Below are 16,119 nucleotides of genomic sequence, written 5' to 3' on the forward strand. Positions count from 1 at the left end.
GCAACCCTCTGATCTGCGGTGATCGGTCGGTTTTCCGCGACGGACGGTATTCAGGACTGATCCGTCGGGCCTGCCCGTTCGGAGGGGCTCTCGAGCGGTGGGAAATGACTTGCCGAAAAGTTTCGATCGTGTTTCGTGCTTACTCGCGAGTCAGCAAAAACTGGGGGAGTTCACATGTTCGTTTCAGGATGTGTCTAAAGTCTGCGGTATTGAGATCGTTGCCACCCCGCACTAAAGGATGTGGCCGGCGGTCGCCCCACAGAACCCCGTGGGCGTGACGCCCGTGGGGAGAAGATCACGGCGAACCCGTGATCGACCGAAGAGAGGATTTGTCTTGCGTAGAACACGCATTGCGACAGCTGCGGTAGCGGTTGTCGTATCAGCGGCGCTGGTCACGGCGTGCTCGTCCGGTGACTCGACGAGCAGCGGAGGGTCGGGAGACGGCTCAGCGATCATCAACGCCTGGAGTGGCGAGCCCCAGAACCCGCTTGTTCCTACGAATACCAGCGAGAACACCGGTGGCCGAGTCGTCGACTCGATCTTCGCCGGCCTGGTCTCGTACACGCCCGAGGGTGGTGTGCAGAACGAGGTGGCCGAGTCCATCGACACCACCGACGGTCAGAACTACACCATCACGTTGAAGGACGGATGGACGTTCACCGACGGAACCCCCGTCACCTCCAACTCCTTCGTCGACGCCTGGAACTACGGCGCGCTGTCCACCAACGCGCAGCTGCAGGGATCGTTCTTCGACCCGATTCAGGGCTACGACGAGGTCGCCGCCGAGAACCCGACCGTCCAGACCATGTCCGGACTGAAGGTCGTCGACGACAAGACGTTCACCATCGAGCTCAAGCAGCCCGAGGCAGCATTCCCCGATCGTCTCGGATTCGCCGCGTACTACCCGCTTCCCGAGGTCGCATACGACGACATCGCGGCATTCGGCGAGAACCCCATCGGCAACGGACCGTACAAGTTCGCCTCCGAAGGTGCGTGGCAGCACAACGTCCGCATCGACCTGATCACCAACCCGGACTACGACGGAAACCGTAAGCCCGCCAACGGTGGTGTCAGCTTCATCCTCTACAGCAACCTGGACACCGCCTACACGGATCTGCTGTCGAACAACGTCGACGTCCTCGACAACGTTCCGTCCTCGGCCGTCACCACGTTCGAGACCGATCTGCCCGGCCGCACGGTCAACCAGCCGTCCGCCAGCATCGAGACGTTCACCATCCCGTCGCGTCTCGCACACTTCGGCGGCGAGGAAGGCGTTCTGCGTCGTCAGGCGATCTCCAAGGCGATCAACCGCGATCAGATCACCGAGCAGATCTTCAACAACACGCGTACCCCGGCCAAGGACTACACCAGCCCGGCCATCGAGGGCTGGACGGATTCGCTCGAGAACGAGTCCAACGTGGAGTACGACCCCGAGGCCGCGAAGGCTCTGTGGGCTCAGGCCGACGCCATCGCACCGTGGACCGGCACCTTCGCCATCGCGTACAACTCCGATGGTGGACACCAGGAATGGGTCGACGCTGTCACCAACAGCATCCGCAACACGCTCGGCATCGAGGCGCAGGGTGCTCCGTACCCGACGTTCGCTCAGCTGCGTACCGAGGCCACCAACCGCACCATCCCGACGGCGTTCCGCTCGGGCTGGCAGGGTGACTACCCGCAGCAGTACGGCTTCCTGGCGCAGAACTACCAGACCGGCGGCAGCTCCAACGACGGTGACTACTCCAACCCCGAGTTCGACCGTCTGCTCCGCGAGTCCGCAGGTGAGACGGACAAGGACAAAGCGCAGGAACTGGTCAACCAGGCTCAGTCGATCCTGCTGAACGACCTTCCCGCAGTGCCGAACTGGTACCGCAACGCAGCCAGCGGCTGGTCCGAGAACGTGACCAACGTGAAGATCGGCTGGGACGGTATCCCGATCTACAACGAGATCGAGAAGAACTGATCTTCTCTTCTTCAGCTCCATGAGACCGAGCAGGGCGGTAGGTCTTTCACCTACCGCCCTGCTCGTGTGCTTGCCCCCTCACTACTTTTCGACGCCCCGGCCTTCTCGGTGACGTCCACCTTCCTCCAAAGGAGGTGATCCGATGCTCTGGTACATCGGACGCCGATTACTTCAGATGATCCCCGTTTTCATCGGGGCGACATTCCTGATCTACGCCATGGTCTTCTTGCTTCCAGGAGACCCCATTGCCGCACTCGCAGGTGACAAGGCCATCAGCCCCGCCGTCGCCGATCAGCTGCGGGCTCGCTACAACCTCGACCAGCCGTTCATTGTCCAGTACCTGCTGTACCTGAAGGGCATCTTCACCTTCGACTTCGGAATGTCGTTCTCCGGCCGTCCCGTCAGCGAAGTTCTCGTGCAGGCATTTCCGATCACCGCCAAGCTCGCCGCGATGGCTCTCGTCATCGAGGGTGTCTTCGGTATCGGCTTCGGTCTGATCGCCGGTCTTCGCAAGGGCAAGCTGTTCGACTCGACCGTGCTGATCGTCAGCCTCGTCATCATCGCCGTGCCGATCTTCGTCATCGGCTTCCTGGCGCAGTTCTTCATCGGCATCAAATGGGGCATCGTCCCGCCGACGGTCGGTGGCAACACCAGTTTCAAGAATCTGCTGCTCCCGGCATTCGTGCTCGGTGCCGTGTCCTTCGCGTACGTGGTGCGCCTGACGCGAACCTCGGTCGCGGAGAACCTGAGTGCGGACTTCGTGCGCACGTCGACGGCCAAGGGCCTGTCCCGCAGCCGTGTCGTGAACGTGCACGTCTTGCGTAATTCGCTCATCCCGGTCGTCACGTTCCTCGGCGCGGACCTCGCTGCTCTGATGGGCGGCGCGATCATCACCGAGGGAATCTTCAACATCAACGGCGTCGGCGGCACGATCTACCAGGCGGTCATCCGAGGTGAGGCGCCGACGGTGGTGTCCTTCGTGACCGTCCTGATCGTCGTCTACCTGATCGCGAACCTCGTCGTCGATCTCCTCTACGCAGCGCTCGACCCAAGGATCCGTTATGCCTGAGTCCACATCTTCGAACGACCGCTCCGTGCGGCAAGCGCGATTCGTCGAACAAGACGAGGTCATCGACGTCAGTCAGACCGATGCGGTGAACATCGACGAGGCGCCCGCCAGCATCTGGAAGGACGCGTGGGTGAGCCTGCGCAAGCGTCCGATCTTCATCGTCTCGGCTCTCATCATTCTGGCCGTCATCGTAGTCGCTGCGTTCCCGTCGCTGTTCACCAGCGCCGACCCCAGGTACTGCAACCTGGACTTCAGCATGCAGGGACCGCAGTCCGGCCACATCTTCGGATTCGACCGGCAGGGCTGTGACATCTACGCACGCACCATCTACGGCGCACGCGCGTCGGTGCTGACCGGTGTCGGAGTCACCTTCCTCGTTCTGGTCATCGGCGTGCTGTTCGGTGCGTTCGCCGGCTTCTACGGCGGCTGGGCGGATTCGCTGCTGTCCCGTCTCACCGACATCTTCTTCGGTGTCCCGCTGATCCTCGCTGCCATCGTGCTCATGCAGCTCTTCACCGATCGCACCATCTGGACCGTGATTCTCGTTCTCGCACTGTTCGGTTGGCCGCAGATGGCGCGCATCACGCGTGGCGCCGTGCTGTCGGCGAAGAACAACGACTACGTCATGGCCTCCCGTGCATTGGGAGTCTCCAAGGTGCGCACCCTGATTCGGCACGTCCTCCCGAACTCGATGGCTCCGATCATCGTCATCACGACGATCTCGCTCGGTACCTTCATCGTTGCCGAAGCCACGCTGTCCTTCCTGGGTATCGGGCTTCCCCCGACCGAGGTGTCCTGGGGCGGCGACATCAGTGCCGCGCAGGTCACCCTGCGTCAGGGATCGACGATTCTGTTCTATCCCGCAGCGGCACTGGCAATCACCGTGCTGGGCTTCATCATGATGGGCGACGCGTTGCGCGACGCTCTCGACCCGAAGGCCCGTAAGCGATGAGCGAACGTACGAAAGACGACGCGATGACCACTGATCCAGGCAGAGCAGAGCAGCCTCTGCTCGACATCAAGAACCTCGAGGTGTCCTTCCAGTCGAATTCCGGTCCGGTACCGGCAGTTCGAGGTGTCAGCTTGACGGTCTATCCCGGCCAGACCGTGGCCATCGTCGGCGAATCGGGATCCGGTAAGTCGACGACGGCGCACGCCATCATCAATCTGTTGCCCGGCACCGGCAAGGTGACCGGCGGCGAGATCCTGTTCGACGGCAAGGACCTGGCCACGGCCAAGGAGAAGGACTTCGTCGAGGTACGCGGCAGTCAGATCGGGCTGGTTCCTCAGGACCCGATGTCCAACCTCAACCCGGTGTGGAAGATCGGTTTCCAGATCGAGGAGGCGTTGGCGGCCAACAACATTGCCAAAGGCAAGGCCGCGAAGGCTCGGGCGATCGAACTGCTCGACGAAGCAGGCCTGACGGACTCGGCGAAGCGTGTCAATCAGTACCCGCACGAGTTCTCCGGTGGTATGCGTCAGCGTGCACTCATCGCGATCGGATTGTCCGCCCGGCCGAAACTGCTCATCGCCGACGAGCCGACGTCCGCGCTCGACGTCACCGTGCAGCGTCAGATTCTCGACCATCTCGAAGGTCTGACGAAGGAACTCGGAACTGCGGTTCTGCTCATCACCCACGATCTCGGTCTTGCTGCCGAGCGCGCCGAGCACCTGGTGGTCATGAGCAAGGGCCGGATCGTCGAATCCGGCCCGGCACTGGAGATTCTGCAGAATCCGCAACACCCCTACACGAAGAAGCTGGTCGCGGCGGCACCGTCGCTGGCGTCGCAGCGGCTGAAGTCGTCGGCGGTGCGCAAGGAGATCGTCGAGCAAGCCAAGGAGGTTGCCGAGGAGGTCGTCGCCGAGGAGCACGACAGTGCCTTCGAGCCCGCCAAGGACACCGTGCTGGTGGTCGATCATCTGACCAAGCAGTTCAAGCTGCGCGGCGGAAGCCCGTTCAAATCGACGCTCTTCACCGCCGTCAAGGACGTGTCCTTCACGGTCGAGCGCGGTACTACGACGGCCATCGTCGGCGAGTCCGGGTCCGGTAAATCGACTGTGGCGCAGATGGTTCTCGGCTTGCTCGAGCCGACCGAAGGAACGGTGAAGTTCGACGGCCGCGACGTCGCCGGGCTGTCCAACAAGGATGCATTCGCGTTCCGGCGCCGGGTCCAGCCGATCTTCCAGAACCCCTACGGCTCACTGGATCCGATGTACTCGATCTTCCGCACCATCGAGGAGCCGCTGCGCACCCACAGCGTCGGCACCAAGAAGGAGCGCGAAGCTCGGGTGCGGGATCTGCTGGACAAGGTGTCGCTGCCGGCCTCGGTCGTGCGGCGGTTCCCCAACGAGTTGTCCGGTGGTCAGCGTCAACGTGTGGCCATTGCCCGTGCACTCGCGCTTCAGCCCGAGGTGGTCATCTGCGACGAGGCGGTGTCGGCTCTCGACGTACTCGTCCAGGCTCAGATCCTGTCCCTGTTGAACGATCTGCAGGCAGAACTGGGACTGACGTACCTGTTCATCACGCACGACCTCGCCGTCGTCCGGCAGATCGCCGACGACGTCCTCGTCATGCGCTCGGGTGAAATCGTCGAAGCAGCGAAGACCGACGAGGTCTTCGACAATCCCAAGGAGGAGTACACGCAGCGGCTGCTCGCCGCTATTCCGGGTGGATCCATTCAGCTCGGAGCCTGACCCTCCTGTTCACTCGCACCACCGTGCGTTCACCGCCGACGTCCCGGTCGTGAGCGCACGGTGGTGCGGTGCCGGTGAGTAGAGCACGCGGGTACCGTCGTCACTCGTGACCGATCCACTTGCACCGCTGCTCGAGCTACCGGGAATCGTCGACGCCGCCGAGCGCGCGCGTGATGCTCTCGGCGCTGTTCACCGACACAAGGCCAACCGCCGGGGTTGGCCGGCGACCGCGGCGGAGGCCGCTGTCCGCGCCGCTCGGTCGTCGTCCGTGCTCGACGGTGGCACGATGGACTTCCCCCGTGCAGGCGAGGACGGCGATCCCATTCTGGCCGGGTGCTTGCGCGTCGGGTCCGCGCTCGACGGCGACGCGCTGCAGAACATGCTGCCGGTGTGGAAGCGGGCACCGCTGCAAGCACTTGCACGGCTGCACCTGCTCGCTGCGGCCGACCTCGTCGACGACGACGCACTGCTCGGGCGGCCACGCGACGGCGTCGGGAATCGGTTGGATCTTCTCGCCCAGCTCGTCACCGGGGGTACGTCCGCTCCTGCGCCCGTCGTCGCGGCGATAGTGCACGGTGAGCTGCTGACGTTGAAGCCGTTCGGAACCGCCGATGGTGTGGTCGCCCGCGCAGCATCGAGATTGGTCGCGGCGTCGTCCGGTCTCGATCCGCACAACCTCGGGGTGCCCGAGGTCAGCTGGATGCGACGTTCGCAGGCGTATCGCGACGGCGCCGACGGTTTCGCGTCCGGCTCGGCGACGGGTGTCGGGAGCTGGATCATCTATTGCTGCGGCGCTCTCGAAGCAGGCGCGGCGGAGGCGACGTCGATTGCGGAGGCCGCAGGCTCCGCAGGCCAGTAGAAACCCCAAAAGGGCGGCGTCGTCGACCGAAGTCGACTTCGCCGCCCCTTAGCACGGACTAACCGGTTACCAAGCGTGCAAAGGTGGGCTGTGGCGATTCTGTGATCGCGAGGCCTCGGCGACGATCCGGTGAAGTAGGAGGTCATCCCTGCAACCGGTGCAGGGTTCTTGCTGCTGCTTCCCGAAACTCGCAGGCCCACAGCGCTTCTGCCCTGTCAGCGGCGCGCTCCGCGTGGGTGCCTGATGTCCGTGCTGGGAATCGCGGTCGGGAGAAACGAACCTTCTCTTCCGGTTCGAACTTGGCCTTCCGTTCTTCCGTACGTCATTTGTACCCTGTGGCGCCGCTCACATCAAGGGGTAGAGGTCATCGTTTTCTGCGGAGTAGTCCGTAGGTGATCGCGCCGGCGGCCAGAGCGCTGAAACCTACTGCGGCACTTGCCGCTACGGTTGTTCCAGATGGTTTCTGGATGCGTGATCGTAGAGACACCGGGTTGGAGAACGTCAGAATCGGCCATCCCGCGGCAGCGGCTTCCTTGCGTAGCGCCCGGTCCGGGTTGACTGCTGTCGGGTGTCCGACGGCGCCCAGCATCGGCAGGTCCGTGATGGAGTCCGAATACGCGAAACACTGTGACAGATCGTAGTTTCGGGACTCGGCGAGAGACTCCATCGCCTCCACCTTGCCCTCGCCGTAGCAGTAGAACTCGACGGTCCCGTTGTAGCGGCCGTCCTCGACTTCCATCTTGGTGGCCGTGGAGATGTCCGCGCCGAGTGCCTCGGCGATCGGCCCGACGATCTCCTCGCCGGATGCGGACACGACGACGACATCGTGTCCGCGCAGTTTGTGATCCGCGATGAGATCGGCGGCTTCGGCGAAGACGAGTGGATCGACTATGTCGTGCAACGTCTCTGCAACGATCGAACGGACTTGTTCCACGTCCCAACCCGCGCACATCGCTGCGATATGAGCGCGCATCCGTTCCATCTGATCGTGGTCGGCGCCGGAGAGCAGAAAAAGAAACTGTGCGTAGCTGCTCTTCAGTACGGCGCGTCTGTTTATCAGCCCCTGATCGAAGAACGGTTTGCTGAACGCAAGCGTGCTCGACTTGGCGATAATTGTCTTGTCCAAGTCGAAGAACGCGGCAATTCTTCCGGCAGGACGAGCGGATTCGGCGTCGTCGATACGGGCGCTGGTGGTCACACTGTGAAGGATAGAGGGCCCAGGTGACGGGAGTGGAGCCTGCAGGAACGACCCAGGTGACGGGAGTGGAGCCTGCAGGAACGACCCAGGTGACGGGAGGGGAGTCCGTAGTGGTCGGGTGGGTGTCAGGGCTACTGGTCGGTACCGGATTTCGGCGAATGTTGAACTTGCAAAGGGCACGTGATGCGGGTGTAGTATCGGTGCAGTCCGACTAGCTCGGACGTGTTCAGCCCGACCCCCCGGGGCTGAACCCGACGACCCTCGCCTCCTCCCCCCCTGGCGAGGGTCGTCCTCTGTTCGGGGCAAGAAATCTGGTACGGGTGTCCAGTAATTCATCCACAACCCCCCGATTCATCCACAATCGCGCACCGCCCCCTGGTGGCGAGCCGATTCCGCGTCCAAGCTTCTGGCCATGGACACCGACCGAACCGGGACGAGACGCACTCGACCGTGCTTGCTGCTGACCGATGATGCTGCCCTGCGAGCAGAAGTTCTGCGGGTAGCAGCAGCGGCGGATTGCGTTGTGTTAGAACGGAACTTACCGGTCGGTAAGCCTCCGCTCTCGATGCGACTCGAATGGGAGGACGCCGGTGTCGTCCTGGTCGACGGCAGAGCAGTCGGCCTGTCGCTACCGCGACGAGCGGGAGTTGCCGTCGTCGTCCCCGGTGCTGCGAGCGTCGATCACTGGAGATTGGCCACAGCGCTCGGCGCGTCCGACGTCCTGGAACTGCCGAGCGACGACGGCGCGCTCATCGCGTTGCTCAACGCCGAGCCTGGCGAATCCGCGGGAGACGGTGGAGTCATCACGGTGACGGGTGCGACCGGGGGAGCGGGGGCGTCCACCCTTGCTGCGGCGATTGCCCTCACCGCGTCCTCACGAGACATCCGAACGTTGTTGGTGGACGGAGACGAGTACGGCGCCGGAATGGACCTGCTCCTCGGCTGGGAGTCCAGCCCCGGGCTCCGTTGGCCGGGGCTGACAGTCGAGGCCGGTCGCATCTCCGGCGACGCACTCCGGGGTGCGCTCCCCACCGTCGGGCATCTGTCGGTGCTGTCGGCCGGCAGCGTGGCGACCAGAACGCCCGGCGCGGGCCAGGGCGAGGCGTCGACGTCCGCGGTTGTCGACGCCGGACGACGCATCGGCGATCTGGTGGTCTGCGACGCACCGCGCACCATCGGATCCCATTCCGACATCTACCACGACGCGGCGGATCTCGTGGTGCTCGTGGTGACCGCGACGTTGGCGTCGGTGTCCGCCGCAGAGAACGCATCGGCGTACCTCAGCGCCAGGAACTCGAACGTCGGCATCGTCGTCCGCGGCCCCGCCCCGGGTGGGCTCCGCAGCACCGACATCGCCGACGCGTTGAGCCTTCCGCTGCTCGCGAGCATGCGTCCCGAACCGGGGCTTGCCCGACGCGTCGAACGTGGTGGATTGACCCTCTCGGCGCGATCGCCGCTGCGTCGTGCGGCGTCGGACATTCTGGAGACGTTCGCACGTAAGCCTCAGCAGGGACGGTGGGCGGCATGAGCGCCGTCGTAACGGGGGAACTTCTCGACCGGGTGCGGGGCAGGCTTGCCGGCGCGGGTGAGGAACCGACACCGACGACCGTGGCTGCAGCCATCAGGATCGAGGCCGGCGGGGTGCTCAGCGACACCGATCTGTTGGCTGCACTGCGGACTCTGCAGACGGAATTCACCGGCGCCGGACCGTTGGAACCGCTGCTGCGTGACCCGGCTGTCGCGGACGTCCTCGTGACCGCGCCGGACGAGGTGTGGGTGGACCGGGGAGTCGGATTGGAGCGCAGCAGAATCCGTTTCGCCGACGAGACGGCCGTGCGGCGCCTTTGTCAACGGCTCGCGTTGTCGGCGGGCCGACGCCTCGACGATGCTCAACCGTGGGTCGACGGTCAACTGCCCGGGGTCGGTGACGGTTCCTTCGGGGTCCGGCTGCACGCCGTGCTCGCACCGGTTGCGCGCGGCGGCACGTGCCTGTCGTTGCGGGTGCTCCGGCCGGCGACTCAGGGGTTGGGAGCGCTGGCCGAGCGCGGGGCCGTCGATCCGGAGGCGCTGGAGCTGCTGCGCGCTGTCGTGCGGGCCAGGTTGGCTTTCCTGGTGGTCGGGGGTACGGGCGCGGGAAAAACTACGTTGCTCGCCGCGCTTCTCGGTGAGGTCGACGCAACCGAGCGGATCGTGTGTGTCGAAGACGCCGCCGAGCTCGCCCCGTCTCATCCTCATGTCGTGCGGATGGTGGCGCGTGCGCCGAACGTCGAGGGTGTCGGCGAGGTGACCGTGCGCCAGCTCGTGCGTCAGGCACTGCGCATGAGGCCGGATCGTCTGGTGGTGGGTGAGGTACGAGGAGCTGAGGTCGTCGACCTGCTGACGGCGCTCAACACCGGACACGACGGGGGCGCGGGCACCATTCACGCCAATTCTCCCGCCGAGGTACCCGCGAGGTTGGAGGCGCTCGCGGCGCTCGGCGGCATGGGGCGAGATGCGCTGCACAGTCAACTCGGCGCTGCGGTTCAGGTGGTGTTGCACGTGCACAGATCGTCCAACGGCCGCAGGCGATTGAGGGAGATCGCTGTGCTCGTTCCCGACGCGACGGGCCGAGTGGGGGTGCTGCCGGCATGGTCGATCGACGGTACCGCCGGTGGCAGAGCCCACTTGGACGACATGATTCGCCGTCGGATGGACTCGCTGTGACCGCGGTGGGCGTACTGCTCTGCGCAGCTGCGCTTCTGGCCGTTCCCGGTCCGCAGGCTCGCCTTCGATCGCTCCGCACTCCGCCTGTGATTGCCGTGCGGTACCGAGCAGCGATCGTTCCAGTTTCGGCGGTTGTCGGTGCAGTCACCCTCGTGTGGTTCGCGGGAGTGCATGCACTGTTCGCCGCTGTGATCGTCGGGGCCACAGGGTGGAAGCGTCGACGATCCGCAACCGAGAAGAGGAAGTTCCGTACCGAATCGGCACGTTTGATCGCTGCACTGGACACCGTCATCGGAGAGCTCGGAGTCGGATCGCATCCTGCGTCGGCGTCGGCTGTCGCGGCGGCGGAAAGCTCCGGCACCGTGGGGATCGCGTTCGAACGCGCCTCCGGACACGCACGCATGGGTGGGCGGGCGCACGATGGGCTGTCGGTACCGGACGCAGCGATCTCCGGCCCACTGTCCATCGTCGCCTCCGCATGGCGAATCGCCGACGACCACGGTCTCGCCCTGGCCCGGCTGCTCGGCGCGGCTCGCAGAGACATGCAGGTGCGCAATCGGTTCCGTGACCGTACCCAGGCATCGCTGGCAGGTGCCCGCGCCACCGGAACCGTCCTCGCGTGCCTGCCGATCGTGGGCGTCGGCCTCGGTCAGGCCATGGGAGCGTCTCCACTGTCGGTGCTCCTCGGAGGAGGGCTCGGCGGCATTCTCCTCGTGATCGGAACGGCACTCGTCTGCGGCGGACTCCTGTGGACGGATGCCATCACCGACAAGGTATGCCGATGATCGGGATTGCGATGCTCTGTGCCGCAGCTGCTCTGATCACTGCACCGGCGGACAGGAGTGCACTCGGGAGGGTAGTGGGGGAGGGCGGCGTCGCCGAGAAGAGCGCGACCACGACCGTCGTCGATCGGCATGCGGTGGCAACGTGTTTCGACATGATGGCTGCCTGCCTCGCCGGTGGGCTGTCGGCAGGGGCCGCGGCTCGCGCGGTGTCGACGATGGCTCCACCCGACGTGTCCACCGCTCTGCGAACCACAGCGGATCTGCTCGGTCTCGGCGCCGACCCGGACGATGCGTGGAAGGCAGTCGGTGCGCTGCCCGAGGTGGAAGCGTTGGCGCGCATGGCTCGTCGATCCTCCCGATCGGGTGCGTCGTTCGCCGACGCCGTCGCGGAATTGGCAGACTCCGAGCGCGCGAGCGCCGAGGACGCCGCGGCGGCGGAAGCCGAACGAGCGGGAGTGCTCGTCAGTGGGCCGCTGGGACTGTGTTTCCTGCCCGCCTTCGTCTGTCTCGGCATCGTCCCTGTCGTGATCGGATTGGCGAGCTCGGTGCTCGGAGGTGGTGTCCTGTGACGCCACGACTGGAATTCCGGACCGGGTACGCCGGTCCGGACGTCAATGAGGGGGAAGACCATGAAAGCTGTGATGCAACAGGCCAGGACGCGATTGATTCTCGCCGCGGTGAACGACGACGGGATGTCCACCGCCGAATACGCCATCGGCACCATCGCCGCGGCGGCGTTCGGTGCGATTCTCTACACGGTGGTCACGGGCTCGTCGATCGTCGATGCGTTGACCGGGATCATCGATCGCGCGCTCGCCACTTCGGTGTAGCCGACGAGGGTTCGGCGACGGTGGAGGCGGCCATCGCGCTCGCTTCCATCGTCGCCGTCGTCATCACCTGCATCGGTGCGATCACCGCCGTGTCGCAGCATGTCCGGTGCGTCGATGCAGCCAGGGAAGCTGCTCGGCTCGTGGCCCGAGGTGACGACGTATCGGGATCGCTGCTACCTGCGAGAGCCACGATGTCGGTGAACACCGAGGACGGGATGGTGACCGTTCGAGTCGAATCGTACACGCTGCTGCCGGGGCTCACCGTTTCGGCCGATGCGGTGGCGGTCATGGAATCGATACCCGAATGAAAGCCGCTCGATTCCAAACACAGGACAAGGGCAGCGTGACGGTGACCGCGGCGTTCGCGTTGACCGCATTGCTGGTGGTGGTGATAGCCGTCGTGCACGTCGGTTCCGCCGTCGGCGCGCGCCACCGAGCACAGTCGGCTGCGGATCTCGGGGCCCTCGCCGCGGCCGGTGCGCTCGATCGAGGCGTCGTGGACGCGTGTGCCACGGGCCGAGACATCGTCGAGCGCGTCGGCGGATCCGTGTCGGCATGCACCGTCGAGGGGTGGGACGTCGTCGTCGAAGTCACTGTCTCGGTGACGCTGGGACGCTTGGGTATCCGTGATGCAATGGCCTCGGCCCGCGCAGGCCCCTGACCGTCACCCCGCAGGCTCCACTCGCGCCCTAACCGCCTCTGCGCATGATCCCGTCGAGCAGGCTGCCGAATCCGTCGTCGGCGGCGGTGACGCCGTTGTCGCGCCGCTCGTCGGTCCGGGCGACGAATGTGGTTCTGGTGGTGACGACGGGTTCGCCAGCCGAGTCGCAGATTTCGTTCCTGGTGACCATGATGTCGCTGCCACCGGCCTGGCGGAACGATTCCAGGCACAGGTCGCTCCCCAGGACATCGCCGGTTCGAATCGTTCTGTGCAGCAGGATCTGCTGGTCGGAGTGCAGAATGTCCTTCAGCCCGTAACCGATGAGGAGGTTCTCGAACAGTTCCGGCAGCACGGCTGCGCCGATGACGGCGACGAACGTGACGGGCGCGATGATGCCGTCGTGTCCCAATTCGTGGCCGGCTGCATCGTCGACGTGGGCGGGGTGGTCGTCGTGGACCGCGCGGGCGAATTCGCGGATCTTCTCGCGTCCGACTTCGTAGGTGAACGTTGCGAAGTGGTGCGCGCCCACCAGGTCCCGGATGGATCGGGGCTCGGACACCTCGTGATCGATCAGCGACACCGTCGACATGGACACCTCTCCTCGTCTCCTGAAGAGAAGTCCACCATCCGACGGGAAGTTGTGCAGCGAAGCGGTCGAACTCGCCCACAACTTACAAAAGTTGCGGCGCCGTCGTGTGGCCGATCACGACGGGCGAATTGCGGCCACCACGGCATCCAGGACCGTCACAGCGCCGTCCTTGTCGAGGGGGTCGTTACCGTTTCCGCATTTCGGCGACTGCACGCACGACGGGCACCCGGACGGGCACTCGCACGAGGTGATCGCCTCCTTCGTCGCCTCCAGCCATTCGACGATCGCTCGATGTCCCCGATCCGCGAAGCCGGCACCACCGTCGTATCCGTCGTAGACGAACACCGTCGGAAGTCCGGTGTCCGGGTGGAGCGCGGTGGAGACGCCGCCGATGTCCCATCGGTCGCAGGTCGCGACCAGCGGTAGCAGACCGATGGCAGCGTGTTCCGCCGCGTGCAGGGAGCCAGGGAACCGTTCGGCGCTAATTCCTCTGTCCTCCAGCAACTCCGGGGTGATCGTGTACATCACGGCACGGGTGTCGAGCGTCTGCTCCGGCATGTCGAGCTCGATCGAATCGAGAATCTCGCCCGAGTGCAGCCGACGCAGGTAGCCGACGACCTGGTGCGTGACATTCACCTGAACGAGCGCGACGGTGACCTGACCGTGAGTGCGTCGAGAGTGGATGTCGGTGATGGCGATGTCGGTGGTCTCGCGGGCGGACGTGCTCCAATCGGGCTGCTCGGGATGAACGAGAGCCAGACCGTCCTCCAGGTTCAGATCGTCGACGACGAAGCTCTCACCCTGGTGAATGTGTACTGCACCGGGATGCACTGTTGCCGGTGCTTTTCCGGAGTCGACCGTCCCGAGCATCCGCCCCGATCCGCCGTCGACGATGGCAACCTGGGTGCCGGTTCCACCGCGGATGTTCACCGACGCGTGCGGGGCGTACTGCTGGCCGTCCGGCGTGATGAACCAACCGTGCGGTCGCTTGCGTACCAACCCGTCCGCGGCGAGACCGTCGAGCACCGCCTCGGCTCCGAACTCGGCGGCCTCGTCGACCGTGATGGGTAGTTCGGCTGCGGCGCAGAGCATCTGGGGTGCGAGGAGATACGGGTTCGACGGATCGGTGACGGTCGCCTCGATCGGTTTGTCCAACAGGGCGGCGGGATGGTGAACGAGGTAGGTGTCCAGTGGGTCGTCTCGGGCGACGAGGGCGACGAGCGACCCCTCACCTCGTCGACCGGACCGACCCGCCTGCTGCCAGAACGAGGACACCGTGCCGGGGAACCCGGCCACCACCACGGCGTCGAGTCCGGCGATGTCGACACCCAACTCCAGTGCGTTGGTGGTCGCGACACCGAGCAGGGTGCCGTCGGACAGATCGGATTCGAGCTTTCGTCGGTCCTCGGCGAGGTACCCCGCGCGGTAGGCCGCGACGCGGCCGGGAAGGTCCCGGTCGACGTCTGCCAGGAGGCGTTGCGTGCCGAGCGCGGTTACCTCGGCGCCGCGCCGGGAACGGACGAACGTGAGTGTGCGCGCGCCCTCGACCATCAAGTCCGCCATGATGCGCGACGCCTCCGCGCCCGCGGATCGCCGGACTGGAGCCCCGTTCTCGCCGGTGATCTCCTTCATGAGCGGGGGCTCCCACAGCGCGACGGTGCGTGGGCCGTGCGGAGATCCGTCGTCGGTCACCTCTTCGCACGGTGCGCCGACGAGCCTCGACGCGGCCGTGCCTGGATTGGACGTGGTGGCGCTGGCGAGGACGAAGGTCGGGGTCGCGCCGTAGCGGGCGCAGATTCGGCGGAGGCGCCTCAGGATCAAGGCGACGTTGGATCCGAACACGCCACGGTAGTAGTGACATTCGTCGACGACGACGTAGCGGAGATTGCGCAGAAACCTGGCCCAACGCTCGTGTGCGCCGAGGATCCCGATGTGGATCATGTCGGGGTTGGTGAAGAGCCACCGGGCGTTGGCGCGTGCCCACTGACGGATCTCGATCGGTGTGTCCCCGTCGTAGGCGCTGGGAAATACCTCGGCCAGTTCCGGTGCATCAGCGCGCAACTCGTCGGTGACGGCGATGGTGCTGCGTAGTTGATCGGCACCGAGCGCTTTCGTCGGTGCCAGATAGAGCGCGGTGCCTCGTGGATCGCCGAGAAGTGTGGACAGGATGGGCATCTGGTATGCCAGAGACTTCCCGGATGCTGTGCCGGTTGACAGGACAACATGATGACCATTGTGGGCGAGAGTTGCCGCGTGCGCCTGGTGTGTCCACGGACGTGCGATGCCGCGAGAACGGAGGACGGCGGCTACTTCGGGCTTCAACCATGTTGGCCAGTCCGTGAATTGGGCCTCGCGACCCGGTAGCTCCGCGACGTGGGTGAGGGGCTGCTCGCCCGACGGAGTACCCGCCAGCACTCGGTCGAGAAGCACCCTGCCGTAGCTGTTCGAATGACCCGTCGGCGTTGGATCTGGTTGGGTCACTACTGCTCTCCATGTTTCGGTTCTGTTGCAGGTGCGTCGCGATGACGTCGCGACCTGCGGGTTTCATGCTATCGGTCGGTCATTCGCACGACGACGGCGCCTCGGCATACGTGCTGGTGAGAGGGGTCGGGCGGCGCAAATCTGCCGGTGAGAAGCGTCAAGATCAACAAAATGTGCGAAAACTGACTTTTTCGACTGTTGGAAACGCGAAAAGCGTGGTTGACTTGAACCGGTCGCAGCTTCTGTGTTCGTTTTCACGCTCGCAGGATCTTATGTTGCGGGCGGTG

Annotated in this window: 15 protein-coding genes; 12 read left to right on the forward strand and 3 right to left on the reverse strand. The window is 65.0% G+C overall.

What is annotated here, in order from left to right; all coding sequences use genetic code 11:
- The first annotated feature begins 334 nt into the window (after positions 1 to 334).
- The 5 genes from CH290_RS20940 (at position 335) to CH290_RS20960 (ending at position 6,585) form a co-directional block, all read left to right on the forward strand.
- Positions 335 to 1,963: a peptide ABC transporter substrate-binding protein gene (locus CH290_RS20940; RefSeq protein WP_019662958.1), complete on the forward strand. Its 1,629-nt coding sequence runs from the start codon at positions 335 to 337 to the stop codon at positions 1,961 to 1,963.
- Between the two features lie 142 nt (positions 1,964 to 2,105).
- The gene (locus CH290_RS20945; protein ID WP_019662959.1) at positions 2,106 to 3,032 is read left to right on the forward strand and encodes an ABC transporter permease; all 927 of its coding nucleotides are present in this window, start codon (positions 2,106 to 2,108) and stop codon (positions 3,030 to 3,032) included.
- The gene (locus CH290_RS20950; RefSeq protein WP_019662960.1) at positions 3,025 to 3,984 is read left to right on the forward strand and encodes an ABC transporter permease; all 960 of its coding nucleotides are present in this window, start codon (positions 3,025 to 3,027) and stop codon (positions 3,982 to 3,984) included. The genes CH290_RS20945 and CH290_RS20950 overlap by 8 nt, the downstream gene beginning before the upstream one ends.
- The gene (locus CH290_RS20955) at positions 3,981 to 5,726 is read left to right on the forward strand and encodes a dipeptide ABC transporter ATP-binding protein (RefSeq protein ID WP_033190100.1); all 1,746 of its coding nucleotides are present in this window, start codon (positions 3,981 to 3,983) and stop codon (positions 5,724 to 5,726) included. Before CH290_RS20950 ends, CH290_RS20955 begins: the two co-directional genes overlap by 4 nt.
- Before the next feature lie 106 nt (positions 5,727 to 5,832).
- On the forward strand, positions 5,833 to 6,585 hold the full coding sequence (locus CH290_RS20960) for a hypothetical protein (protein WP_026347403.1): 753 nt from the start codon (positions 5,833 to 5,835) through the stop codon (positions 6,583 to 6,585).
- A 364-nt stretch (positions 6,586 to 6,949) separates the two neighbouring features.
- Here the strand turns inward: CH290_RS20960 and CH290_RS20965 are convergent, their stop codons facing one another.
- Positions 6,950 to 7,783 (reverse strand): HAD-IB family hydrolase, encoded by an 834-nt coding sequence (locus tag CH290_RS20965; protein ID WP_033190101.1) that lies wholly within the window; start codon positions 7,781 to 7,783, stop codon positions 6,950 to 6,952.
- 412 nt (positions 7,784 to 8,195) lie between these two features.
- Here CH290_RS20965 and ssd point away from each other — a divergent pair, with 412 nt between their 5' ends.
- From ssd to CH290_RS21000, 7 genes are read left to right on the forward strand one after another with little or no spacing between them, the layout of a single operon-like run.
- On the forward strand, positions 8,196 to 9,311 hold the full coding sequence (gene ssd, locus CH290_RS20970; protein WP_080748777.1) for a septum site-determining protein Ssd: 1,116 nt from the start codon (positions 8,196 to 8,198) through the stop codon (positions 9,309 to 9,311).
- Positions 9,308 to 10,486 carry a TadA family conjugal transfer-associated ATPase gene (locus tag CH290_RS20975; RefSeq protein WP_170947539.1) on the forward strand — a complete coding sequence of 393 codons (1,179 nt, stop codon included), beginning with the start codon at positions 9,308 to 9,310 and terminating at the stop codon, positions 10,484 to 10,486. The genes ssd and CH290_RS20975 overlap by 4 nt, the downstream gene beginning before the upstream one ends.
- The gene (locus CH290_RS20980) at positions 10,483 to 11,271 is read left to right on the forward strand and encodes a type II secretion system F family protein (protein ID WP_033190104.1); all 789 of its coding nucleotides are present in this window, start codon (positions 10,483 to 10,485) and stop codon (positions 11,269 to 11,271) included. Before CH290_RS20975 ends, CH290_RS20980 begins: the two co-directional genes overlap by 4 nt.
- Positions 11,262 to 11,840 (forward strand): type II secretion system F family protein, encoded by a 579-nt coding sequence (locus CH290_RS20985; RefSeq protein ID WP_019662967.1) that lies wholly within the window; start codon positions 11,262 to 11,264, stop codon positions 11,838 to 11,840. Before CH290_RS20980 ends, CH290_RS20985 begins: the two co-directional genes overlap by 10 nt.
- 60 nt (positions 11,841 to 11,900) lie before the next feature.
- A complete protein-coding gene (locus tag CH290_RS20990; protein ID WP_019662968.1) occupies positions 11,901 to 12,101 on the forward strand; it encodes a DUF4244 domain-containing protein in 201 nt (66 codons plus the stop codon).
- Between the two features lie 20 nt (positions 12,102 to 12,121).
- Positions 12,122 to 12,409, forward strand: coding sequence for a TadE family type IV pilus minor pilin (locus CH290_RS20995; RefSeq protein WP_033190105.1), 288 nt, complete (start codon positions 12,122 to 12,124; stop codon positions 12,407 to 12,409).
- On the forward strand, positions 12,406 to 12,762 hold the full coding sequence (locus tag CH290_RS21000) for an Rv3654c family TadE-like protein (RefSeq protein WP_019662970.1): 357 nt from the start codon (positions 12,406 to 12,408) through the stop codon (positions 12,760 to 12,762). Before CH290_RS20995 ends, CH290_RS21000 begins: the two co-directional genes overlap by 4 nt.
- 28 nt (positions 12,763 to 12,790) lie before the next feature.
- On the opposite strand, the gene CH290_RS21005 is transcribed toward CH290_RS21000, so the two are convergent.
- Positions 12,791 to 13,351, reverse strand: a complete 561-nt coding sequence (locus tag CH290_RS21005; RefSeq protein WP_033190227.1) for an FAS1-like dehydratase domain-containing protein — start codon at positions 13,349 to 13,351, stop codon at positions 12,791 to 12,793.
- Between the two features lie 114 nt (positions 13,352 to 13,465).
- Positions 13,466 to 15,781, reverse strand: coding sequence for a DEAD/DEAH box helicase (locus CH290_RS21010; RefSeq protein WP_019662972.1), 2,316 nt, complete (start codon positions 15,779 to 15,781; stop codon positions 13,466 to 13,468).
- Positions 15,782 to 16,119 lie beyond the last annotated feature (338 nt).

The organism is Rhodococcus sp. 06-156-4, from assembly GCF_002259345.1.
Taxonomy (GTDB): Bacteria; Actinomycetota; Actinomycetes; order Mycobacteriales; family Mycobacteriaceae; genus Rhodococcoides; species Rhodococcoides fascians_E.